20 protein-coding genes are annotated in these 23825 nt (G+C 67.8%); 8 read left to right on the top strand and 12 right to left on the bottom strand.

Going from position 1 to position 23825, the window contains the following annotated elements; all coding sequences use genetic code 11:
- Positions 1 to 60: 60 nt before the first annotated feature.
- Positions 61 to 552, top strand: a complete 492-nt coding sequence (locus ACFWVD_RS04555) for a MarR family winged helix-turn-helix transcriptional regulator (protein ID WP_379240549.1) — start codon at positions 61 to 63, stop codon at positions 550 to 552.
- Here ACFWVD_RS04555 and ACFWVD_RS04550 read toward each other — a convergent pair.
- Positions 549 to 1397 carry a DoxX family protein gene (locus ACFWVD_RS04550; protein ID WP_379240548.1) on the bottom strand — a complete coding sequence of 283 codons (849 nt, stop codon included), beginning with the start codon at positions 1395 to 1397 and terminating at the stop codon, positions 549 to 551. The two genes, ACFWVD_RS04555 and ACFWVD_RS04550, sit on opposite strands and share 4 nt — an antisense overlap.
- 135 nt (positions 1398 to 1532) lie before the next feature.
- Here ACFWVD_RS04550 and ACFWVD_RS04545 point away from each other — a divergent pair, with 135 nt between their 5' ends.
- Positions 1533 to 2654 (top strand): PQQ-dependent sugar dehydrogenase, encoded by a 1122-nt coding sequence (locus ACFWVD_RS04545; RefSeq protein WP_379240547.1) that lies wholly within the window; start codon positions 1533 to 1535, stop codon positions 2652 to 2654.
- 56 nt (positions 2655 to 2710) lie between these two features.
- Here the strand turns inward: ACFWVD_RS04545 and gatB are convergent, their stop codons facing one another.
- The 8 genes from gatB to ACFWVD_RS04505 all read right to left on the bottom strand — a co-directional run bounded on the left by gatB (position 2711) and on the right by ACFWVD_RS04505 (position 11206).
- Entirely contained in the window at positions 2711 to 4216 is a 1506-nt protein-coding gene (gene gatB / locus ACFWVD_RS04540; RefSeq protein ID WP_379240546.1) for an Asp-tRNA(Asn)/Glu-tRNA(Gln) amidotransferase subunit GatB, read from the bottom strand.
- Positions 4217 to 4262: 46 nt separating this feature from the next.
- Complete coding sequence (locus ACFWVD_RS04535; RefSeq protein ID WP_379240545.1) at positions 4263 to 5363, bottom strand: alpha/beta hydrolase family protein; 1101 nt, start codon at positions 5361 to 5363, stop codon at positions 4263 to 4265.
- A 50-nt stretch (positions 5364 to 5413) separates the two neighbouring features.
- Positions 5414 to 6448, bottom strand: coding sequence for an ATP-dependent 6-phosphofructokinase (locus ACFWVD_RS04530; RefSeq protein ID WP_379240543.1), 1035 nt, complete (start codon positions 6446 to 6448; stop codon positions 5414 to 5416).
- Between the two features lie 28 nt (positions 6449 to 6476).
- Entirely contained in the window at positions 6477 to 7334 is an 858-nt protein-coding gene (locus ACFWVD_RS04525; protein ID WP_379240542.1) for a hypothetical protein, read from the bottom strand.
- 139 nt (positions 7335 to 7473) lie between these two features.
- Positions 7474 to 8283 carry a formate dehydrogenase accessory sulfurtransferase FdhD gene (fdhD, locus tag ACFWVD_RS04520; protein WP_379240541.1) on the bottom strand — a complete coding sequence of 270 codons (810 nt, stop codon included), beginning with the start codon at positions 8281 to 8283 and terminating at the stop codon, positions 7474 to 7476.
- A gap of 76 nt (positions 8284 to 8359) precedes the next feature.
- Complete coding sequence (locus ACFWVD_RS04515; RefSeq protein WP_379240540.1) at positions 8360 to 8995, bottom strand: DUF1345 domain-containing protein; 636 nt, start codon at positions 8993 to 8995, stop codon at positions 8360 to 8362.
- Positions 8996 to 9041: 46 nt separating this feature from the next.
- Positions 9042 to 9953 carry a LysR family transcriptional regulator gene (locus ACFWVD_RS04510; protein ID WP_379240539.1) on the bottom strand — a complete coding sequence of 304 codons (912 nt, stop codon included), beginning with the start codon at positions 9951 to 9953 and terminating at the stop codon, positions 9042 to 9044.
- An 11-nt stretch (positions 9954 to 9964) separates the two neighbouring features.
- Positions 9965 to 11206, bottom strand: a complete 1242-nt coding sequence (locus ACFWVD_RS04505) for an FUSC family protein (RefSeq protein WP_379240538.1) — start codon at positions 11204 to 11206, stop codon at positions 9965 to 9967.
- A 297-nt stretch (positions 11207 to 11503) separates the two neighbouring features.
- Between ACFWVD_RS04505 and ACFWVD_RS04500 the strand changes: the two genes are divergently transcribed.
- From ACFWVD_RS04500 to ACFWVD_RS04490, 3 genes are read left to right on the top strand one after another with little or no spacing between them, the layout of a single operon-like run.
- On the top strand, positions 11504 to 13828 hold the full coding sequence (locus ACFWVD_RS04500) for an FdhF/YdeP family oxidoreductase (RefSeq protein WP_379240537.1): 2325 nt from the start codon (positions 11504 to 11506) through the stop codon (positions 13826 to 13828).
- Positions 13829 to 13850: 22 nt separating this feature from the next.
- Positions 13851 to 14516 carry a hypothetical protein gene (locus tag ACFWVD_RS04495; RefSeq protein ID WP_379240536.1) on the top strand — a complete coding sequence of 222 codons (666 nt, stop codon included), beginning with the start codon at positions 13851 to 13853 and terminating at the stop codon, positions 14514 to 14516.
- Between the two features lie 12 nt (positions 14517 to 14528).
- Positions 14529 to 15029 (top strand): NADPH-dependent FMN reductase, encoded by a 501-nt coding sequence (locus ACFWVD_RS04490; protein ID WP_379240535.1) that lies wholly within the window; start codon positions 14529 to 14531, stop codon positions 15027 to 15029.
- A gap of 49 nt (positions 15030 to 15078) precedes the next feature.
- On the opposite strand, the gene ACFWVD_RS04485 is transcribed toward ACFWVD_RS04490, so the two are convergent.
- From ACFWVD_RS04485 to ACFWVD_RS04475, 3 genes are read right to left on the bottom strand one after another with little or no spacing between them, the layout of a single operon-like run.
- Positions 15079 to 18069 carry a protein kinase gene (locus tag ACFWVD_RS04485; protein WP_379240534.1) on the bottom strand — a complete coding sequence of 997 codons (2991 nt, stop codon included), beginning with the start codon at positions 18067 to 18069 and terminating at the stop codon, positions 15079 to 15081.
- A gap of 44 nt (positions 18070 to 18113) precedes the next feature.
- On the bottom strand, positions 18114 to 18803 hold the full coding sequence (locus ACFWVD_RS04480) for a response regulator (protein ID WP_379240533.1): 690 nt from the start codon (positions 18801 to 18803) through the stop codon (positions 18114 to 18116).
- On the bottom strand, positions 18800 to 20113 hold the full coding sequence (locus tag ACFWVD_RS04475; RefSeq protein WP_379240532.1) for a sensor histidine kinase: 1314 nt from the start codon (positions 20111 to 20113) through the stop codon (positions 18800 to 18802). Before ACFWVD_RS04475 ends, ACFWVD_RS04480 begins: the two co-directional genes overlap by 4 nt.
- A gap of 156 nt (positions 20114 to 20269) precedes the next feature.
- On the opposite strand from ACFWVD_RS04475, the gene ACFWVD_RS04470 reads away from it, so the two are divergent.
- Genes ACFWVD_RS04470 through ACFWVD_RS04460 form a run of 3 tightly spaced genes read left to right on the top strand, consistent with a single transcriptional unit; the run spans position 20270 to position 23820 of the window.
- On the top strand, positions 20270 to 20593 hold the full coding sequence (locus tag ACFWVD_RS04470; RefSeq protein WP_379240531.1) for a hypothetical protein: 324 nt from the start codon (positions 20270 to 20272) through the stop codon (positions 20591 to 20593).
- A gap of 27 nt (positions 20594 to 20620) precedes the next feature.
- On the top strand, positions 20621 to 21334 hold the full coding sequence (locus tag ACFWVD_RS04465) for an ABC transporter ATP-binding protein (RefSeq protein ID WP_379240530.1): 714 nt from the start codon (positions 20621 to 20623) through the stop codon (positions 21332 to 21334).
- The gene (locus tag ACFWVD_RS04460) at positions 21331 to 23820 is read left to right on the top strand and encodes an ABC transporter permease (protein WP_379240528.1); all 2490 of its coding nucleotides are present in this window, start codon (positions 21331 to 21333) and stop codon (positions 23818 to 23820) included. The genes ACFWVD_RS04465 and ACFWVD_RS04460 overlap by 4 nt, the downstream gene beginning before the upstream one ends.
- Positions 23821 to 23825 lie beyond the last annotated feature (5 nt).

Here is a 23825-nt window from a genome sequence, read left to right as displayed (position 1 = left end):
TAATTCCACGGTAAAAGTATATTGGGGGCAATAGGATGTCAAACGACGCGAAAGGAACCTATGAGCCAGTCGAAGGCCGCGGCCCAGCACGAACGACTCGACGAGGGTCTGCGGGCATACGGCGCGAACTATCGGGAGTTCACGCGCCGGTTCGCGACCTGGCTCGGGTTGCACTCCACCGATGCCGAGGCGCTGATCGAGATTCTCACCGCGGAGGAACGCGGGGGCACGCTGTCACCGGCAAGGCTCAGTGAGCGGATCTCGTTGTCCAACAGCGCAACCACGGCCTTGTTGAATCGGCTCGAGCAGGCGGGTCACATCGTGCGCAGTCGCGAACACGACGATCGCCGCGTCATCACGTTGCGCAGTACGCCGCGCATCCATGCCCTGGCCGACGAATTCTTCGGCCCGCTCGGCGCGAAGGTGGACACGGTCATGGGGAAGTACTCCCCCGAGGAACTGCGACGGTTCGAGTCCTTCGTAGCCGACCTACAAGCCACGATGACCGCCCACCTGGCGGAGCCCGCACCGCCGCAGCCACCGATCGGTTAGAAGGGGCCCACGCCCTGGAATGGGTTGCCGCCGTGCAGGAACCAGAAGGTGGCGATGGCGGCCGCCACTGCCAGCAGGACCACCACGAACGAACCGTAGGCGGGGCGGGTGGCCCAGCCTCGGGTGCGGTCGAAGGACCAGCGGCCGGGGCCGGTCAGGATGATCGCCAGGGTCGCGCCGGCCAGCACGCTGTCGAGCTCGACGCCCGTGGGAGTGCCCGCGTTGTACTGGAAACCGGGAACCATGCCCTGCTTCCACATCCACGCGTTCAGAATCGTGGCCAGCACGGCGCCCGCAGCCAGCGGAGTCGCCAGGCCGACGACCAGCAGGATGCCGCCGCCGAGTTCACCGGCGATCACCAGCGCGGTGGCCAGCGACGGATAATCCCAGCCGCCGCTTTCCATCATGAGCTCGGTGCCGTCCAGGCCGGGCCCGTGGAACCAGCCGGTCAGCTTCTGCAGGCCGTGGTAGATGAACGTGTAGCCGACCACCAGTCGCAGCACGAACAGACCAAGATCCAGCGTGCCGCGGCGGGCTTCGCGGTTGCGGCGCTGCAGGCGCACGGCTTCCGCGGAGGTGGCGGTCGCGGGCGGAATCGTCGCGTACCCGTAATCTTCGCCGGCGCTGTCGCGGCCGGTATGGGCGGTGGATGCGCCGGGTACTTCGTCGCCGGGGTCGAGGCCCAGGTCCTCGTCGGTGCGCGGAATATCCTTCGGATTCGGCTTGCGCATCTGTCCCGTCGGCGAATCGAACGGGCTGGTCACCGGGCGACCAGCCGCCGCTGCGCCCTGTCCGGCCCGCGCCGAATCATCGGCGTTCGGAATGTCCTTCGACTTGTCGGTCACCGGACCACCCTATGACGGGTCGTCGCGGTGCGTGCCCCAACGCTTCCTCAGCGTGTCAGCCCCACTCGACCGATCGGCGGCCTTCGGACGCGACGGGCGTGCCCGGCCCGCACCGGTGCCGGTAACGTCTGGGACATGAGTTCGGGAATCGCGGGCCGCGTGGCAGTCGGGGTGGCTATCGGCACCGTTTTGATCGCCGGGTGCGCCCGTTTCGACGAGTCGGCGTCGAGTCCGTTCACCACCGAACCGCAACTGGGTGGGTCGGGTGCGGAACCGAAGAAGCCGCAGGAGGATCCGTCGAAGGCGCCGCGACCGACCGGACCGTGCATCGACCCCGACCCCAATGTCATCGCCACCTGTATGGAATCGGGTGCCGGGCTGATCGGCGTCGGCGAGGGCGCACTGGTGGCCGAACGTAAGACCGGGCGGATTCTGCAGGTCACCGCTGTGGACGCGAGCACTCCGCAGCCGACGCCGGTGGAGATCACCAGCGTGCCCGTGGATGGGTCCGGCGACGGTGGGCTGTCCGATATCGTGCTGTCGCCGACGTTCGGCGAGGACGGGCTGATGTACGCCTACATCACCACCGGCAGCGACAACCGGGTCGTGCGCCTGTCCAAGGACGGTGCGCCGAAGCCGATTCTCACCGGAATCCCCAAGGGCGCCAACGGAAATCGTGGCGCGCTGGAATGGTCGTCACCCACCCAGCTGATGGTACTGACCGGCGATGCCGGAAACCCTGGTGCCGCAACCGATCCCGGCTCACTGGGCGGCAAACTGCTTCGGCTGGAATCACCTTCGTCGGGCGAGAACACCCCGCAGGTGGTGGCGTCGGGGATCGGCACGGCCGGTGACATCTGCCGCGACGGCAAGGACGGCATGTGGGTCACCGACCGCACCGCCGCCGAAGACCGCCTGCAGCACCTGGGCACCGACGGCACCCTCACCGTGTCCTGGACCTGGCCCGACCGACCCGGCGTCGGCGGCTGCACGGCCACCGGCGAAGGCGTCGGCATCGCGCTGAGCGAAGGAAAGGCGCTGGCCGCGGTCGCCGCCGACCCGACCACCTTCGCGGTCACCACCGCACCGACCCTGATCGCCCAGGACAAGTACGGCAAACTGCTGGGCGCCACCGCCAGCGCCGACGGCAGCATCTGGGTGACCACCACCAACAAAACCGACGGCGAGCCGGGCGAATTCGACGACCGCGTCGTGCGCATCCCGCCGCCGCAGGGTGGCGCGGGCGGCCCGGACTAGGGTACGAAACGGCCGCCCGCTCTGCGAAAGCAGAACGGGCGGCCGGGTTTTCGCGCCTAGCTACAGGCTGCGATGACCAAGTCACGCACGCGGGCCGCGTCGGCCTGACCGCGCGTGGCCTTCATGACGTCGCCGACGATCTTGCCCGCGGCCTGCACCTTGCCCGAGCGGATCTTCTCGGCGATGTCGGGGTTCGCCTCGAGGGCCTTCTCGACCTCGGCCTGCAGCGCGGTGTCATCGCTGACCATGCCGAGCCCCTTGGCCTCGACGATGGCGGCGGGCTCACCGTCACCGGCGAGCACGAAGTCGACCACCTGCTTGGCGACCTTGTTGTTCACCGTCTTGGCCTCTACCAAACTGATTACCGCGGCGACCTGAGCCGGGGTGATCGGCAGGTCGGCGAGGGCGATATCGCGTTCCTTGGCCTTCTCGGTCAGGTAGGCCACCCACCACGAGCGGGCCTCGTTGGCGGGGGCGCCGGCCTCGACGGTGGCGATGATCAGGTCAAGGGCACCGGCGTTGACCAGGTCGCGCATGACCTCGTCGGACAGGCCCCAGTCGGCCTGGATGCGGGCGCGCACCAGCCACGGGTACTCGGGGATGGTGCCGCGCAGTTCCTCGACCCACTCCGCGGCGGGGGCCACCGGCTCGAGGTCGGGTTCGGGGAAGTAGCGGTAGTCCTCGGCGGTTTCCTTGCGGCGACCGGCGGCGGTGGAGCCGTCGGCCTCCTGGAAGTGGCGGGTCTCCTGGATGATCTCGCCACCGGCGGCCAGGACCGCGGCCTGACGGCGCATCTCGTAGCGCACCGCGACCTCGACGCTGCGCAGCGAGTTCACGTTCTTGGTCTCGGTGCGGGTGCCGAACTCCTTCGCGCCGATCGGCATCAGCGACACGTTGGCGTCGCAGCGCAGCGAACCCTGCTCCATCTTCACGTCGGACACGTTCAGCGACCGCAGCACCTCACGCAGCGCGGTGACATACGCGCGGGCGACCTCGGGGGCGCGTTCACCGGCACCGGTGATGGTCTTGGTGACGATCTCGATCAGCGGCACGCCGGCACGGTTGAAGTCCAGCAGCGAGTGGCTGGCACCGTGGATGCGACCGGTCGCGCCGCCCACGTGCAGGGACTTGCCGGTGTCCTCCTCCATATGCGCGCGCTCGATCTCGACGCGGAAGATGGACCCGTCGTCGAGAGTCACGTCGAGGTAGCCCTCGGTGGCGATCGGCTCGTCGTACTGGCTGATCTGGTAGTTCTTCGGCTGATCGGGGTAGAAGTAGTTCTTGCGCGCGAACCGGCCCCACGGGGTGATCGAACAGTTCAGCGCGAGACCGATCCGGATGGCCGATTCGATGGCCTTCTCGTTCACCACGGGCAGCGAGCCGGGCAGGCCCAGGCACACCGGGCACACCTGGGTGTTGGGTTCGGCGCCGAACTCGGTGGGGCAACCGCAGAACATCTTGGTCGCGGTGGACAACTCGACGTGGACCTCCATGCCGAGCACGGGCTCGTACCGGGAGAGGACGTCGGTGTAATCCATCAACTCGACCGTGGGTGCGCTCATGGTCAGACAGTCTATGTAAGGCCACCGACGAGTTCCGCCGGTGGTCCTAGCGCGGGGGCACCTGCTGCTTCAGCCAGTCGGTGACATAGGTCAGCACAGCCGGGTCGATGGTCGTCTCGATCGTCGCGTACTCGCTGGGCTTACCGCTTTGCGACGGCTGCATCAGGTGGTTGAGCCCGGGGAACGTGTGCACGGTCGCGTCGGGATCACCGGCCAGCGCGGCGCGCATCGGCGGTTCGTTCTGGGTGGCGATCACCTGCATGTCGGTGCCACCGAAGAAGGCGAGCACCGGGATCCGTAAGGCTTCCAGCGCCGGTTTCGGGTCGTAGGTGAGCAAGGCGCTCATGTACGGGGCGTTCAACGAATCCAGCACCGGTTGCGGCAGTCGCTGACCCTCTGGCAGCGAATCGTTGTGCTGCTGCGAGAACGCCTTGGCGCCCGCGATGTCACCCGCGTTCAGCAACGCCGTCCACTCGGTGAGAAAACCCACCTGCGTGTCGATATCGGCCTGCGGTGCTCCCGCCGCGGCCATGACCACCTTGTTCTGCTCGATCAACACGTCAGCACCGGGGACCGACGGACCCGCCATCAGCACGGCGAACGCGACATTGCTCTCGGGCCCGGCAGCGACCAGCGGCGCGAGATACCCACCCTCACTGTGCCCGAACAGCCCCACCCGCTCCGGGTCGATTTCCGCACGGCCACGCAGGAATTGGACCCCCGCGGCGGCATCGGCGGCGAGATCGGGATAGGTGGCCTCGTCGAGCACCCCACTGGTCCCGCCGACCCCGCGATCATCGGTGCGCAACACCGCGTACCCCGCCCGCGTGAACGTGTCGGCCAGCAGTAAGAACGGCCGGTGCCCGCTGAGATCCTCGTTGCGATCCTGCGGGCCACTGCCGGTGATCAGCAACATCGCCGGAAACGGTCCGCTGCCTTCGGGTTCGGTGAGGGTGCCCGCGATGGTGATGTCACCGTTGCGGTAGGTGACGTCCTCGCTGCGATACGGGTACGGCGGTTTCGGATCTTGCGGCCGCGCACCACTTTCCACCGCCACGGGAGCGGCGGGTTCGGGCGCGGACGAACATCCCGTCACCAACGCGGCGACGACGAACAGAACCGAAACGACCACTGAACCGGTGCGCATGAATCAACGGTACGCACGCCCACCGACAAAAACCGCGAACCGCGCAGATCTCAGCCGAAGAAGGCCGACGCCTCACGCAGTCGTTCCGGCGGAACACGTTTGAGCTGCTTGGTCGCCTCCGCCAGCGGAACCAGTCCGATCTTGGTGCCGTGCAAGGCCACCATCTGACCGAAATGCCCAGCGTGCACGGCCTCGGCGGCATGCACGCCGAACCGCGTGGCCAAGATCCGGTCGTACGGAGTCGGGCTGCCACCGCGTTGGATATGACCCAGCACCGTGGTGCGGACTTCCTTGCCGATGCGGCGTTCGATCTCCGACCCCAGCTGCTGCGCCACGCCGGTGAACCGCTCGTGCCCGAATTCGTCGATTCCGCCCTCGCGCAGGGCGAATCCCGAATCCTCGGCCGGGTGCGCGCCCTCGGCGACCACGCAGATGAAGCTCTTGTCGCCGCGCTGGAAGCGGCTTTTGATCATCGCGCACACCTGCGCCACGTCGAACGGTTCCTCGGGCACCAGGGTCAGGTGCGCGCCCGCGGCGATGCCGGAGTTCAGCGCGATCCAGCCGGCGTGGCGGCCCATCACCTCCACCAGCATCACGCGCTGGTGCGATTCGGCGGTGGTGTGCAGGCGGTCGATGGCCTCGGTGGCGATCGACAGGGCGGTGTCGTGGCCGAAAGTGACGTCGGTGCAGTCGATGTCGTTGTCGATGGTCTTCGGCACGCCGACCACCGGCACGCCCTCGTCGGCCAGCCAACTCGCGGCGGTGAGGGTGCCTTCGCCGCCGATCGGGATCAGCGCCTCGATGCCGTTGTCGTCCAGGGTCCGCATGATGCGGGGCAGACCTTCGCGCAGCACTTCGGGATTGGTGCGCGCGGTGCCCAGCATCGTGCCGCCCTTGGTGAGCAGGCGGTCGGTGCGATCATCGTTGTGGATGCGGATCTTTCGATCCTCGAGCAGCCCGCGCCACCCGTCCTCGAAGCCGACGATGGCATCGCCGTAGCGTCCGTTCGCGGTGCGGACCACAGCCCGGATCACCGCGTTCAGACCTGGACAATCCCCGCCTCCGGTCAAGACTCCGATGCGCATGGCGTTCATCTTGCCGCACCGGTGCCGATCAGGGGCAGTGACCTCCGGCGAGCTCGTCCAGATGGCCCGAGATCAGGGTGGCCATCTTGTCGAGCATGGCCATGCCGTCGGTGAAACTGCCCGAATCCGGTTGCGCGGCGAAGGCGATCGCGATCCGGCCGGTGGGCGAGTCGATCAGGCCGAACTGCCGGACCAGGTATTTGCCCGAGGTGTCGGGACCCCAACCACCCTTGAACTCGGCACTGCCGAACGCGCCCAGACCCCAGTGGTGACTGACGATGATCTGCTGCATCAGCCCGACCACCCGCTCGCTCTGCGGCAGGCACGGCAGTTGCGAGGCGAACCGGACCTGGTCGGCCAGCGCCCATTCGGCCTGCCCGTACACCGACGCGTCGGTGCGGGTGCGGGTGGACGGCACGGTGGTGCGGGTGTCGCCGCCTTCGCGCAACACGCCCTCCACCGCCTTGGCCGCGTCGGTGCCGCTGCCCAGCGACGCCCACAGCGAGTCGGCCGCACCGTTGTCCGACGCGGTGATCGCGGCGGCGGCGTACGACGAGTAGGCGGAACTGTTGCGCAGGGCCGCGATAGCCATGGGCACCTTGATCGTCGACCAGGCCGGGCCGGTGGTCCAGTTGCCGAAGGTGACCATCTTCGAGCCGCCGACCGGCATGATCGCCAGCCCCGCATTGCCGCGCAGACTGGGTTGTAGCGCGGTGAAATCCGCGGCCAGGCTGCCGGGTACCGCGATGGAGTAGTTCCCGCTCACGGGACCGGGGTCGACGGCGGCCGAGGCCGTGGTTGTCACCGGGGGCGGCGCGGCCTTCGGCTCGGTGCCGCAGCCCGCGCCGACCAGCGCGACCACGCCCAGCAACGCGGACAGTGCCACCCGGCCACGGTGGCGTCGATCAATGTTCGTTTTGTGAAGCATCTTTGTTCGTAAACTCCCCCGGGCGTTCGACGCTGGCAGCCCGTCCCGTTACCGTACTGCGACATATGCTCCAACGCCCACTTCGCACACAGAACCCTCAGGTCAAACGATGTTCGCCGGTATAGATATTCATCGTTTCGCCGCGCAGGAACCCCACCAGGGTGAGGTCGGACTCCGCCGCCAGGTCCACCGCCAGCGAGCTCGGTGCCGACACCGCGGCCAGAATCGGGATCCCCGCCATCACCGCCTTCTGCGCCAGTTCGAACGACGCGCGACTGCTCACCACCAGCACCAGATCGTGTGCGGGAACCCGGTTTTCGCGCACCGCCCAGCCGATCACCTTGTCCACGGCGTTGTGCCGACCGATGTCCTCGCGCAGCGCGAGCAGGGTGCCGTCGGCGGTGAACAGGCCTGCCGCGTGCAGCCCGCCGGTGACGTCGAACAGCTTCTGCCCGGCGCGCAACTGTTTGGGCAGGTCGGCGAGGGTGTCGGTGCTGATCCACACCGACTCGTGCGGGATCGGGTACCGGGTGTGGGTGCGCACTTCGTCCAAAGCGGTTTTGCCACACAGTCCGCACGCGCCGGTGGTGAGGAAGTTGCGGGTGTGGATCGGGGCCGGGGTTCGCCGCGCGATGTCGAGGACGTTGTAGGTGTTGCGTCCCTGGTCGTCGGTGCCCGCGCAGTACCGGGCGCTGACGATGTCGTCGACATTGCCGATGATGTCCTCGCCGAACAGGAACCCGTGCACCAGGTCGATGTCGTCGCCCGGAGTGCGCATGGTGACCGACAGCGACTGCCCGTCGACCCGGATCTCGAGCGGCTCTTCGACCGCGAGCGTGTCAGGTCGCTGGATCCGCCCGGTCGGCGACAGTCGGGTCGTCTTGCGCCGTGCGGTGACTCTGCTCATCCCATGACTCTGCTCACTGTGAGGGCTGCGATCAACACGGGTTGCCGATCGGTTGATCGGCGCGCTCGATCACGCGTCAGTTGGTGGCCAGGCCCGCCACGAGATTGATCGTGGTGGCGAGGATGACCGTGCCGAAAATGTAGGACAGCAGGCAGTGTCGAAGGACCACCGCGCGGATGGTCTCGTTGGACACGTTGGTGTCGGAGACCTGGTAGGTCATGCCGAGGTTGTAGCTGAAATAGAAGAAGTCGCGGTAGTCCGGATCTTCGGAGATGTTGAAGTCGATACCGCCGGTGGGCGCCTCGTAGTAGATGTAGGCGTAGCGCGCGGCATACATCAGGTGCACCGAACCCCAGGCCATGAACACCCCGCCCAGCGCGACGGCCGCGGCGATATTGGTCGCGTTGGAATGCCGCAGCACCAGCACCACCACGATGCCGACCAGCCCGCTCAGCGCCGCCGCGACCACCGACAGTTCTTCGATGAAGGGCTGGAAGTCTTCGCGCCGGGCCAGCTTCTTGGTCTCCTCCGGACTCATCGGCCACAGCACGATCCATCCGGCGATGACGAAAACGGTTGCCGCCGAAGCGATTCCGGCCAGAATGCCCAGCGGCGCTTCGTGTCCGAGCCCGACCACCAGCCCGACGATCACGCCGACGATCACCGATCCGACGAGTCGGAAAACAGCTGACAGCAGCAACCGTTTGCTCATGGTTTCGCACAGTAACCCAAGGTTGCCCGGTTATAGCTGAATTAGATCACCCTGTGATCGGGCGCGGTGCCAGGTCGAAGTCGGTGGCTGCCGCGGTCTCGATCAGCGCGGTGGTGAGCACCGACCCCGGCTCCCCCGCCGCGGTGACCAACACGATCTGCGCGGTGACGATCGGTTCGGCGAGTTCGAACACCCGGACGTCGGCGGTGGGTCCCAGCGCCGACACCCACGGCTGCGGCACGATGCACGCCCACCGACCGGTGCGCGCGTGTTCGAGCAGGGTGGCCACGGAGTCGCTTTCCAGCTGCGGGGTCGCGGTCAGGCCCAGGGTGGCCAGCGCGTCGTCGATGAGTTGGCGGCCGCGCATTCCCTGCGGCAGCAGGCACATCGGCAGTTCCAGCGCGTCGGCCCAGGAGATCGACGTGCGACCCGAGACCAGTGCGGTGCCCGCGACGAGGACGTGGCGTTCGCGGTACAGCGGGGTCAGCGTGAGCCCGGTCGTGTCGACGCCCTGCACGTAGACCAAGCCCGCGTCGAGTTCGAACCGGCGGATCCGGTCGACGATGTCGGGCGACCGCAGACTGGTCTCGATCCGCACCCGCATCAGCGGATGTTCGGTGCAGAACGGGTCGGTGAGCAGCGCGACCGTGCTCGACGCCGCGGGCACCACCCCGATCCGCAGTTCGCCGGTGAGACCGGTCTGCAGCGCGCGGACCTCGTGTTCCAGCGCCTCCCGGTCGGCGATGATCCGCCGGGCCCACAGGACAAGGCGCTCGCCTTCGGGCGTGAGTCCCTCGAACGTGCGTGCTCGGCGCACCAGCGGCACGCCGAGTTCGTGTTCGAGTTTGCGGATCGCCTCCGACAGCGCGGGCTGCGAGACGTAACAGGCCTTCGCCGCCCGGGCGAAATGGCGTTCCCGGGCGAGGGCGACGAAGTATTCGAGTTGGCGGAACAGCATCTAGGGGCTGGTCAGTCGTCCTGGTCGTCGGCGGCCTTGTTGCGCGCCTTCGCGATGTCCAGTGCCTTCTCCGCGGTGGCCTTGTCCGGGTAGGGACCCATCCGGTCGGCGTACCAGCAGCCCTTGCCCTGCTCGACGGTGCGGTGCTTGAGGCAGTAGTACCAATCGTTGTCATCAGCCATATCGACAGTATGCAACGTTTCGCATACCGGCGTCTCGGGTGCGGGTAACGCGGGGGTAGCGGGTTCGCGAATGAGCAGCGCGACAGCGATTCCCACCGTGACACCGATCACCGTGTCGACCCCGCGTTCGGTGAGCATGGTCCACGGATCGGTCGGGTCGGCCAGTTCGGTCATCGACATGATCAGCGGCGTGAAGAAGCCCATCGCGACCGCGTAGTGCCGGGCCATGAACAGCTCGGTGGGATACAGCAGCGCGATGATCGCCAGCCCCAACATGGCCGCGCTCGGACCGGGAATCAGCAGCGGCGCGGTGACCACGAGACCGATGAACGTGCCCACCACCCGGTGCATCCCGCGGGTGATCCGGTCGCGCGAACTGGCCGCGGCCAACGGCACCGCCGCACCCGCCATCGCCCAATTGGCATGGCCCACACCCAACAGCACCCCGATCCCGCCCGCGATCGAGATCGCCATCGCGTACCGACCGGCCTGCGCCATCGACACCCGCCCGGTCCGGTGCGGGGCGATGCGCACCCCGTCCGCGCACGCGCCACCTCGGCGAACCCGACGCGAGGACTCGAGATAGCCGACCACCACGCACAACACCGCGGTGCCCGCGCACAACAGCAGCGCCAGGATCGGATCGGGCTGCATACCGGCCACCATGGCGATCGCGCCGAACGCGAAGATCCCGAAGAACGGCCCTTCGGGGCGCAGCCCGAGCCGGTCGGTGATCGGTGACGCCACTGCCGCGAACACCGCCACCGCCGACACCAACACCGCGGGATGGGCCTCCAGTTTCGCGAGCAAAATGCCCGCCCCTACCCCGCCGACCAGCATCACCGCCGCTTCGCTCTGATGGATCAGCCGTTGCCGCGGCGATTCCGCGAAGCCGTACATGCCGACGAACGATCCGAACACCGCGTAGATGAGCAGGTCGGTGCGGCCCACCGCGATCAGGGCGAGGCCGGGGATCGCGAGGCCGATGAACACGCGGGCGGCGGGCAGATGATCGATCTCGGTGATGAACCGTCGATGAAGCTGGTGCGCCCAGGTCTGCGTGGTGCGCAAGGGTTCCTCCGAAGTCGGTCGCGGGGCCTGCCCGTAGGGCCGATGATCAAGGGTGCCGCACCGGCGCGCACACCGTCAACCTGCGGTGATCCGCCTCGCTTCGGCGGCCGGGTCGCTGTCCGGCGGTGATAGGCGCGCCCTATCGGGCGGTCGGAAACCGGTCTTGGACCCCACGCACGACACGGCCGACAGTGGGCCTACGCCCATCCGTGATCTCGACGGTAGACAATCCAAGACAGACACTGCACAGAGCTCTATCTTTCTCGATCCGCATTCACGCGAAGGGAAGATTTTCTGATGGCTGACGGTCCGTACACCACATGGGATCCCGACAAGGGTCCGAGCGAAGCGGCCAACCTGGCGGCGGTGCCGAAAGCTGATCCCCCCTACCGTCACCCGGCCGCCGGCTGGGGCGCGGCGATCGCGGTCGGCAAGTTCATGGTCTTGAAGGAACACGAGCCGTTCATCGGCACCAAGGCCATCCTGAAGATGAACCATCAGGTGCACGGCTTCGACTGCCCCGGTTGCGCGTGGCCCGACGCCACCGACGGCCTGGTGCTGGACGTGTGCGAGAACGGCATCAAGCACGTGACCTGGGAGATGACGCACAAGCGGTGCACCCCGGAGTTCTTCGCCGAACACACCGTCACCGAGTTGGCCACCTGGAGTTCCTACGATCTCGAGGACCAGGGCAGGCTCACCGAGCCGATGGTCTACGACCCCGAGACCGACCACTACGTGCCGATCAGCTGGCCCGACGCCTTCGAGATGGTCGGCAAGGCGATGCGTGAGCTGCCCGATCCCAACGAGGCCGCGTTCTACACCTCGGGTCGACTGGCCAACGAGGCCACGTTCCTCTACCAGCTGATGGCGCGCGAATACGGCACCAACAACCTGCCCGACTGTTCCAACATGTGCCACGAGGCCAGCGGTCGCGGCCTGCAGGCGTCGCTGGGCACCGGCAAGGGCACCTGCGATCTCGAGGACTGGGACAAGGCCGACGCGCTGTTCATCATGGGCATCAACGCCGCGTCCAACGCGCCCCGCATGCTCACCGCGCTTGCCAAGGCGTACAAGCGCGGCGCGCAGGTGGTGCACGTCAACCCGCTGATCGAGGCGGGCGCGCGCGACACGATCATTCCGCACAACTTCGTGGCCATGGCCACCTTCCACCCCACCAAGACCGGCACGCTCAACCTGCAGGTGCGCATCGGCGGTGACTTCGCGCTGATCCGCGGCATGGCCAAGGCCGTGCTCGAGGAAGCCGAGACCAACCCCAAGGCGCTGGACCACGAGTTCATCGAGCGCTACACCGTCGGCTTCGACGACTACGTCAACGAAGTCAAGGCCACCACCTGGGCCGACATCCAAACCCAGTCGGGCCTGAGCGAAGCCGAGGTGCGCAAGGCCGCACGCGTGTACTGCGACGCCGACCGCAGCATCATCAGCTGGTGCCTGGGCATCACCCAGCACGAACACGGCGTGGAGACCATCCGCGAAATCGTGAACCTGCTGCTGATGCGCGGCAACCTCGGTCGCGAAGGCGCGGGCCCCTCGCCGGTGCGCGGGCACAGCAACGTGCAGGGCAACCGCACCTGCGGCATCGACAACAACCCGCCCGCGGAATTCCTGGACCGGCTGGCCAAGGTCTGCGAGATCGACGTGCCGCGCGCCGACGGGTACGACGTGGTGGCCACCATCGAGGCCATGCAGAAGGGCAAGCTCAAGTTCTTCATGAGCATGGGCGGCAACTTCGTGCAGGCCGCGCCCGACAGCGCCTACACCTTCGAGGCGTTCCAGAAGACCGACATGACCGTGATCGTGTCCACCAAGCTCAACCGCAGCCACGTCGTGCACGGCAAACGCGCGCTGATCCTGCCCTGCATCGCGCGCACCGAACACGACCACCAGCGCAGCGGCAAGCAGGTGATCTCGATGGAGAACGGCATGGCCGTGGTACACCTGTCGCGTGGCATGCGCAAACCTGCCTCGCCGCACCTGCTGTCGGAGCCCGCGATTCTGGCCGGTATCGCCAAAGCCGCACTGCCGGAGACGAATACGCGCTGGGAGTACTACGTCGAGGACTACGACCGCATCCGCGACACCATGTCGAAGGTGCTCGAGGGGTTCGAGGATTACAACCGCCGCGTGCGCCTGGGTCTGGGTTTCCGCATTCGGCAGCCCGCGCGCGAACTGATCTTCCTCACGCCGTCGAGCAAGGCCGAATTCTCCGCGGTGACACTGCCCGACACCACCAATCCGCCCGGCGTGCTCACCTTGGCCACGCAGCGTTCGCAGGATCAGTGGAACACCACCATCTACACCAACAACGATCGCTACCGCGGGGTGAAGAACCTGCGCACGCTGATCTTCATGAACAAACACGATATGCACGAGCGCGGCCTGAAGGAATTCGATCCCGTCGATATCACCAGCACCGCCCGCGATGGGTCGAAGCGCTCGCTGTACAAATACAAGGTCGTCGAATACGACATTCCGGTGGGGTGCGCGGCCGGGTACATGCCGGAGATGAATGTGCTGTGCGCGATCGGCGATTACAGCACCGAAAGCGACCAACCACTGATGAAGAGCGTGAAAGTGACAGTCACACCGTCGAGCTGAATTCTTCGCTGAGGAGATCCGCATGAACCAGCACACGCGCAAGACCCTGGCTTCGATCAAGGGGCATCCCGCGCCCACCGATATCGAATGGACGCAGTTCATCACGATGTGGGAGGACATCGCCGACGAGGTCGAACAGGAACACGGCGACCGGCTGGCGGTGAAGATGAACGGGCACCGCGAGGTGTTCCACCGTCAGCACAACGGGCGGGTGTCCATCGGCGACATCGAACACGCGCGCCAACTGCTCAAAGACCATCCCGAACTCAAGGGTTCGGGTGACATGTTCGTGGTGGTGATGGACAGCGAGAAGGCTCGGGTCCTGCATTTCGACCTCGCGACTCCGGGCGTGACCGACACCGAACACGATGTCACCAATCACGACAAAGTCGCGCACCACATTCGCACCGTCGAACATCACACCGGGCACGACGACCCGCAGGTGTTCCTGAAGTATTTCGACGATATCGCGGTGGCGTTGATCGAGGAGATCGGCACCGAGGATTTCGTGCTGCTCGGGCACGGACGCGGCAATTCCGATGTGGCCGACGATTTCGTGAAGCGGTTGAAGGAGATCAATCCGCCGTTGGCGAAGCGGATCGCCGGGGTCGGCGTGATCGATCTCAGCGCGGCCAATGACGCGGCCATCGAGTCCGCGGCCCAGAAAATCATGAAGAACGCGAAGTAGAAAGGACCACGGATGTCATATCTGCTCGCACTGGTCGCCGAACCCGGCGACAATTCCACCTCGGCGCAGCTGGCGACCGAGGCCCAGCGGGTCGCGATTCGCAACAATGTCGACGTGGTGACCTTGGCCGAGCTCGACACCCTGCCCACCTACAGTGCGGCCATCGACACCGAGGACGGGCGGCCGCTGATCGCTAATCAGTTGCGGCGCTCCACCATCGAAGCCGACGGGGTGCTGCTGTTCGCCGCCGAAGGTGATTCGGTGCCGCCGTTGGCCGCCAGTGTGATCGCGTGGCTGGCCAATCCCGAACCCGCGCCCACGATCGGCGGGAAACCGGTCGCGGTGATCACGGTGGGGCCCGGTGAGGTGATCAATCAGGACATGGCGGATCGGTTGCGCAAGGCCGGCGCCGATGTGGTGGCCGACGGGGTGTCGATCACCGGGTCGTGGAGTGATCCCGACACGTTGAACCGGCTCGGGGATACCGTGGTGGCGGTGGCTTCGGCGGGTTGAGAGATGTTCGGCCGCGGCCTCTTTCACGAGGCCGCGGCCGTTTTTTATGTCAGTACACGTAGACCACGGCGTTCTCGCCGCCGGTGCAGGTGACGAGTTTGCCTTCCGGGGCGCAGTTCATCGTGTAGGTGCGACCGGTGACCGGGCTGGTCGCCACCACCGGGCGCGCACCGCTGGCGCCGCCGCCCGCGTAGGCCTGTCGAACGGCTTCGGCGAAACCGCAGCTGGTGACCGAACTGCCGACCGCGACCTTGCTGAAAGTGCCTGAGGCGGCGCCGGATTCGCAGGGTTGCGCGCCCACGGGCAGGGTGACGGGGCCTGCCGAGGTGGTCGGTGCGGCGGTGGTCGCGCGCGGGGTGGAGGGTTTGCCCGAGCCCGCGGTGACCAGTGAGGTCGGTGCGGCGGCGGTGGTTTGTTCGGGTTCCGCGGCGGACATGATGCGCCAGCCGATCGCGCCACCGATCACGAGCACGACTACGGCGAAGAAGCCGACCAGGGCTGGTAGCAGGTAGGAGCGGTTGCGGCCCGAATCCTGGTGTCCCCATGCGGGATCTGGTCCATACGCGGGATCCGGTCCGTAGGCGGGGTCGGGTCCGTAGGCCGGTCCGTAGCCGGGATCGCGATACGCGTGGTCGCCGTAGGCGCTGGGGGGTTCGTCGTAGTTGGAGTACGCGTTCTCCTGGCCCGCGTACGGCCGGGCGTCGGCCGACCGAGCCGGGTCCTCGGCCTGGTGTGCGCCGAACGGTGCTGCGCCGCCACGGTATTGGTGGGTGGGCTGGGAACGGCGCGGGTCCGGTTCGTCGGCGGGGTTGGTGCCGTAGTGCTGGGTCGGCGCGGACCGCTGCTGATCGGTGGGGTCGAACTGCTCGGTCGCGGGGGCGAAGTTCCCCTCGGGGGCGCCACCGTAATGCTGTGTGGCAGCGAATCTTTGGGGATCGATACCGTCCTGCGGTTCGTCGCGCCCACCGAATTGACCAGCTGGACCACCGAAGCGGTCTCGCGGATCATCGAAGCCGCCGCCGGCATTCTGCGTCGGATCCGTGCGGCGGGCAGGCGGATGCGTGCGGTCGTCATCGAATTGCGCTGCGGGAGCGGAGTACTGCTCTGTGGGCGGGGTGAGCGCAGGCGGGTCGGCGCGATCGTCACCGAATTGCGGTGCGGGCGACTGGAAGCGCGGGTTCGGGTTCGACGCCAGGGGGTTGTATTGCTCCGTCGGCGGAGTGAACGCGGACGCCTCGGTGCGGTCATCACCGAATTGCGTTGCAGGCGACGGGAAACGCGGGTTCGGGTTCGACGCCGGAGGGTTGTACTGCTCCGTCGGCGGGGTGAAGGGGGCCGGGATGGGGTGTTCGGCGGAGTAGCGCTGGGTGGGGGCCGCTCGGTTCTGGGGCGGGAGGCCGTGGGGACCGGTGGGCGCCGGGTAGGGGGTGGCCGCGGTGGGGCGCTGTGGCTGCAGCAGCGGCGCGGAGGTTTCGCCGGGCTGGGCGCCCCCGTCGTAGAGGTGTGCGTCTGGGAAGGGTCGCATCCGCGGCAGGCCCTGGTCGGGAGTGTAGGCAGGGGGCGGCTGGGGGGCTTCCGGTTCCTCGGTGGTCGGGAGCGGGGCGAAGTAGGTGTCGGCGGGGCGGATCTCGGCGGGGCCGGTCGGCTGGATCACCGCGGAGATCTCACCGGTGCCCTCAGTCGGCACCCGACGGAAACCGGTCGTATCCGGGCCACCGGGCCGCGACTCGGGCGGCCGGATGATCAACGTCGGCTGCGCACCGGTCGCGGTCGACTGACTGCGCGAAGTCTCCACACCACCGGTAGCGGTCACCGCCCCGATCACCCGGAACTCCCCCGTCGGCGTCGGCGGCTGCTCCTTCCCCGACTCATCCGAGTCAGGGCCAGTCTGACGAGTGCGTCCCGCCCCGGCGGCGAAACCGGCCGCGGCGGCGAATCCGCGCCCTGCGGCGGGCAGGGGGCCGGGTGCGGATGTCGGGCGAGCGGGGGCACGGTACGGCGCACCCTCAGCAGAACCGGAGTTCACATCACGACGTGGGAGGGCCGGTGCGGCCCCAGGGTTGGCAGCGAACGCGCCCCCGCCCTGCGTGGCCGAGGGGTTGGCGGCGAACGCGCCCCCGCCCTGCGCGGCCGAGGGGTTCGCGGCGAACGCGCCCCCGCCCTGCATCGCCGAAGGGTTCGCTGCGAACGCGCCCCCGCCCGGTACAGCCGAGGCCAACGCGCGACGGGCGGCGACGGCCAGTTCACCGGCGGTCGCGTAGCGGTCAGCCGGATCCTTGGCCATGCCGGTCGCGATGACGTCGTCGAGCCCGGCAGGTATCCCGTGCAGCAGTTCACTGGGTCGCGGCGGTGCCTCCGACAGGTGCGCGCGCACCAGCACGCTCATGCTCGCGGCGGGGAAAGGTGAAGCGCCGGTGAGGCATTCGTGGAGTACACAGGCCAGGGAGTAGATGTCGGCGCGGTGTGAGATCGGGCCGACGTCGAAACGTTCGGGCGCCATGTAGATGTAGGAGCCGACCGCCATTCCGGCCTGGGTCATCGCGCTGTCACCTTCGGTGTGCGCGATGCCGAAGTCGGCGAGGTAGGCGAAGTCGGCGGGGGTGACCAGGATGTTGGCGGGTTTCACGTCGCGGTGCACCAGCCCACCGGTGTGCGCGGCGTCCAGGGCGGCGGCGATCTGCTCGACCACGGCCACCGCGCGCTCGGGGCTCATCGGCCCGCTCGCGCGCAGCACGGTGCGCAGGTCGTCGCCGGGGACCAGCCGCATGTCGATGAACAGGACCCCGTCGATCACGCCCCAGTCGTGGATGGGGATGACGTGCGGTTCGGCCAGCTTGGCCGCAGCTTGGGATTCGCGGCGGAAACGGACCTGGTAGGCCGGGTCCTGGGCGAGTTCGGGCGCCAGCAACTTCAGGGCGACCACGCGGTCTTTGCCGGTGTCGTAGGCCTCGTAGACCTCGCCCATCCCGCCTTTGCCCAGCATCGACCGTAACTCGTACGGGCCGAATCTGGTCCCCGCCCGTGACCCAGGTGCGTGCACCAGCGTCCGCCTCCCACTTCTGGCAGGTCCGCCGGACCTGCTTCTCAGTAGGAAGATTCTCCCGGTGTGACTACGCCGTGGTCAAACGCGAACACGATCGCGGCGGCTCGATCGCGCAGATCCAGCTTGCCGAATATGTGTCCGACGTGGCTTTTCACCGTCACTTCGGAGATCCCGAGTTCGGCGGCGATCTCGCTGTTGACCCGGCCGGAACCCATCAATTCGAGCACTTCGTACTCGCGGGCGGTCAGTTCGCCCAGTCGCCGGTCGGTGCGCGTACCGACCGGTTTCACTGTTCGGTAGGCCGACAGCACCCGTCCGGTCACCGACGGGTCCAGCCACGCCCCACCGGCGGCGACCGTGCGGACCGCGCGAATCAGGTCTTCGGCGGGTGAGTCCTTGAGCAGGAAGCCCGCCGCGCCCGCGCGCAACGCGCCCGACAGCAGTTGGTCGTCGTCGAACGTGGTCAGCACCAGTACCGGCGGGGCGTCCGGGCGCGCGCGCAGCAACCTGGTCGCATCGATGCCGCCGACCCGTTTCATCCGCAGGTCCATCAGCACCACATCGGGGCGTTGCGCGGCGACCGCTGCCACCACCTCGTCGCCGTCGGCGCATTCGTCGATGGTGAAGCCGTCGCGTCGGCGCAGGATGCGGCGCAGTCCGCCCCGCACGAGTTCCTGGTCGTCGACCACGAGCACGGTCACCAGCTGCTCGATCGGTGAAGCGGTGGTCACGCGTCCTCCTGGGGTTTGGTGCGGAGCAGGCCCGGCAGCACGCTCGACAGACACGAGCCCGATTTCAGGGGGAATCCGGCGCGCACGGTCCAGCCGTCGTCACCATTTCCCGCGCTGATCGCCCCGCCGAGCAGTTCGGTGCGTTTGCGCATCCCGCGCAGTCCCATGCCGGTGTCGCGGCGGGGCGCGGGTCCGGGCGGGAGTGGGTTCGATACGAGCAGCGTGGCCGCGTCGGGCGTGACGTCCAAACGCACGGTGGCCACGGCGCCCGGCGCGTGTTTGGTGACATTGGCCAGCGATTCCTGGCCGATCCGGTACAGCGCGTGGCCGATGGCACCGCTGACGGCAGCGAGTTCGCCGGTGCGGGCGTAGTCGACGGTCAGGCCCGCGCGGCGGAAGTCGCCGACGAGCTCGTCGATATCGGCGGCGCTGGGCTCGGGGGCGGTTTGCGCGGGGCCCGCGTCCAGCATCCCGACGGTGCGCCGGATATCGGCCATGGCCTGACGGCCGAGTCGTTCGGCTTCGACCAATGCCTCGGTGGCCTCGGCCGGGTCGTCGTCGGTCTGCAACGCGCGGCGGGCGGCGGTCAGGTGCAGCAGGGTGATCGACAGCGAATGCGCGATCACATCGTGGACCTCGCGGGCGATCCGGCGACGTTCCTCGTCGGCGGCGTGGCTGGAGCGAATCGCTTGGGTCTCGCGTTCCTGGTAGAGGAACCGGCGCTGGTACTGCAGCAGCACTCCGACCATCATGCCGAGAATCACGCCGATGACGTACATCGGCAGCCCTTCCAGCCGCCGCCCGGTCTCACCCCACTGCAGGTGCCCGACCACGTCGAACGCGACCAATTCCAGCAGCGCGACCAGCGCGAACCCCACCCCCATCCGGCGCGAGCCCACCGCCGCCACTTCGCCGACGACGATCACCAACACGAACGGCGCGAAATCGCCGCTGACCGGCTGCAACAGGAAAAGGGCACAAGACAGCAGCGCACTGGAACCCAACAGCATCGGGTGCGGGTTCACGCGGAAGAACACGAACAGCGGCACCGGAAGGAACACCGCGGCCATCGCCAACCACGGCAGCAGGCTCGGGAAGTAGGTGTGTCGTTGGATCACCGCCGCGGTGGTCACCATCAGCAACGCGAGGTCGGCACCGAGAACCACCGCGGGCGGGTAGTCGTAGGGCAGCGACTCCATGCGCTCGCGCGCGTCGGCGAACACCCGCGACAGCCCCGACCAGGCGAGCAGCCGCTGCCGGCGACTCTCCCGCTCCGGCGCCTCCGCCGGGATGGCGTGGCTCACATCCATGATGTAAGGCTAGTCGCCGTCTACCGGCCGGGCATCGTCCCGGGAACGGGGCCGATCTCCTACCGGGGTAGGAGAAGAAGTCGGGTCCCCGGCACGACGTTTCACCGTTTCGCCGACCGTAGCGTTTGACTCACCAGCCCACGGAAGGTGAAGCCCATGACCTGGACCGACCTGCACCACCGCACCGAGATCACGCACACCGTGCTCGCCAGGGCCGCGATCGATCCGAACGATCCCGCGCTGTTCGACGACATCGCCGACCTGGATCGCCTGTTCGGCGGCATCGACGGCCTGCTGCTGGCCCTGGCCAACCGCTGGGACAACCACCTGCGCGTCAAACTGGAACTGGCCGAAATCGATGGTCGCACACCGCTCGAGGCCTATCTCGAATTGGCCGCCGAACAACCCGCACTGCGTGCTCTACTCGACGCACGTTCGCCGGTCGCGCAGCACTTCCGCGACCGCGCACTCGCTCGCTGACACTCGAACTCCCCAGGGGGACAAGCTATGCCGGAACTCGAACTGCCGATGCTGGAGCTGACGCGGGTGGTCAAGCAGTACCGCGTCGGCGACCAGGAAGTACGCGCACTCGACGGGGTGAGCATGCGCATCGACGCGGGCCGGTTCACCTCGATCATCGGCCCTTCCGGTTCCGGCAAGAGCACCCTGCTGCACCTACTCGGCGCGCTGGACCGACCCGACGAGGGGTCGATTCGGTTCCGCGGCACCGAGATCGGCGATCTGGGCGAGGACGCGCAGGCCGCGTTCCGGCTGCAGCAGGTGGGGTTCGTGTTCCAGTTCTTCAATCTGCTGCCCACGTTGTCGGCGTGGGAGAACGTCGCGGTGCCGAAACTGTTGGACGGCACCGGTTTACGCAAGGCCAAGCCGCGCGCGTTGGAACTGCTGGAGCTGGTGGGCCTCGGTGATCGGGCCGACCACCGGCCCGCGGAACTGTCGGGTGGGCAGATGCAGCGGGTGGCGGTGGCGCGGGCCTTGATCATGGATCCGCCGCTGATCCTGGCCGACGAGCCGACCGGCAACCTCGACTCCAAAACCGGTGCCGCGATTCTCTCGCTGCTGGGTGACATTACGGCGCAGGGCAATTCGGTGGTGATGGTCACGCACGACATGAGTTCGGTCGACTACTGCGACCGGGTGATCACGTTGCGCGACGGGCAGATCGGCGCGGACGAACGCATCGGATCGCGGGTGGACGCGTGATCGCCGCCTGGAATCGGTTGTGGCTGTTCAACTTCGGTGAACTGCTGCGTCATCCCGGCCGAACGTTCTTGTCCGGCGCGGTGATGGGGGTGTCGGCGGCGTTGATCGTGGCGGTGCTGAGCATTTCCGGTTCGGTCACCGGGTCGGTCGACAAGCTCACCAAGGGACTGGCCGGCACCGCCGAGCTCGAGATCACCGGGATCACCGACGCCGGTTTCGAACAGTCGCTGCTGCCCCGGATCGCCGCGACACCCGGGGTCGCGACGGCGGTGCCGATGCTGCGCAGCACCCTGGGCACGGGGCCGGATCGGGCCCTGCTGATCGGCGCCGATCAGACCATCGCCGCACTGGGTAGCGATCTGACCGGGCCGATGTCGCAGTACACGTCCAAACTGCTCAGCACGCCGCGTGGCGTGCTGGTCGGGGCCGCGATGGGTCTGCTCGAGGGCGACCCGGTGCCGATCGGGTCCGGCACGGCCACGGTGGCCGCGGTCCTGGACTCCGAGGCGAGCAACCGGCTCAACGGCGGCCACCTGGTCGCCGCGCCGCTGCCGCTGGCCCAGTTCCTCACCAACCGGGTCGGCAAGCTCGACTCGGTGCAGATCGTGGTGACACCCGGCACCGACATCGCCACGTTGCGGACCGCGCTCACCGACGCGGTGGACGGGCGGGCGGTGGTGGCCGAGCCGAGTCTGCGCACCGTGCAGGCGGGCGGGGCGATTCAGATCGTGCGGTACTCCACGCTGATGTCCTCGGCGGCGGCGTTGATCGTGTCGGCGTTCCTGATCTACAACGCGATGAGTATGGCTGTGGCACAACGCAGGCCGACGCTGTCGCTGTTGCGCGCGATCGGCGGCAAGCGGGGGCCGATGGTGCGCGATCTGGTCGTGGAAGCGGCGTTGCTCGGGCTGGTCGGTGGGGCGATCGGTGCCGGGATCGGGGCGTTGATGGGGCGGTTCGCGATCGACAGGTTGCCTGCGGCGATCGTGCAGTCGGTCGAGGCGCGGACCGAGTTCCAGGTGCCGAATTACGCTATCCCCCTGGCGATTCTGGCGTGCGTGGTGGCGACGGTGCTCGCCGCATCGGTGGCTGCTCGGCAGGTCTACAAGGTCGCGCCGGTCGAGGCACTCGCGCCGGTGGAGTCCAGTGATGTCGCGGCCACCAGTTCCGCGTTGCGCTGGGTGGCGCTGGCGCTCGGGCTGCTGCTGGGTGCGGGGGCCGTCGTGGTCGCCTTCCTCGATCTCGGCCGGTTGTCGTTGGCCTCGATCACGATGTCGTTCACCGCGACGGTGTTGCTGTGTTTCGCCGCCACCGGGCCGATCGTGCGCGGGTCCGCGGCGATCGCCCGCTGGTTCGGAGCGCCGGGTGCGCTCGGCGCGACCACGCTCGAGCGGGCGCCGCGGCGGGTGTGGGCGACGGCGATGACGGTGATGATCGGCGTCGCGGCGGTGGTCGCGCTGGGTGGGGCGGCGGGCAACATGGTGAAGTCGGCGACCGACTCGTTCCAAAGCCTTGCTGACACAGACCTTTACGTGAGTCCTACCCCCATCGAGGAGTTCCCCACCGGACCTGTGCTGCCCGCCGGGCTGGCCGACCGGGTCGCGGCGGTGCCGGGCGTGGCGAAGGTATATCCCGCCCAGATGGCGTTCGCGACCATCGGCAGCGGTCGGGTCATGTTGCAGGGGTACCCGCCCAGCCCCTCCAATGCCCGGCTCGGGGCGGTCGATCCGGCGGTGATCGATCAGATGGAACGGCGCGAAGGCGTGGTAATCACCCGCGATGTGGCACGGTCGTTGTCGCTGTCGGCTGGTGACCGGATCACCATGCCCACACCCGCCGGTGCGCAGACAACCACTGTGCTGCAGGTGATTCCGTACTTCACCGCCGTGTCCGGTGTGGTGATGATGAACCTGGACCAGATGCGGGAGTGGTATCAGCGGCCCGGCGAAACGACCCTGTCGGTCCGCTTCGCCGACGGCGCCGACCCCGAGCAGGTCCGTGCCGCCGTGCGCGCGGCAGTCCCCGCGGACATCCATGTCGATTCCGGCGACGAGATGCTGAGCGGGATCACCTCGGGCATCGAGCAGGGTGCGGCGATGAGCAACATGATCCTGTGGATCGTGGTGCTGGTGGCCACGGTGGCACTGCTGAACACCCTGATGCTGTCGGTACTGGAACGCCGCAGGGAACTGGGGGTGCTGCGCGCGATGGGCACCAACCGCAAGTTCCTGCTGCGCTCGGTGCTGGCCGAAGCGGCGGGCATCGGAATCATCGGCGCCGCAATCGGACTCGTCGTCGGCATCGCGGTGCAATACCTGGCCACGGTGGCGATCGGGCACGCGATGACCATCGACATCATCTACCGCCCGAGCCCGATGATCGCGGTCTACGGGGCGGTCGCACTCGGCCTCGCACTGCTGGGGTCGATTCCGCCCGCCCTGCGAGCCGCCAGGATGCCGATCGTGGCGGCGCTGGCGGTGGACTGAGGTTT

The organism is Nocardia sp. NPDC058666 (genome assembly GCF_042714895.1).
In the GTDB taxonomy this organism is placed as follows: domain Bacteria; phylum Actinomycetota; class Actinomycetes; order Mycobacteriales; family Mycobacteriaceae; genus Nocardia.
The sequence above is the reverse complement of the archived record's forward strand: the minus strand, read 5'-3'. Positions and strand labels throughout refer to the sequence as shown.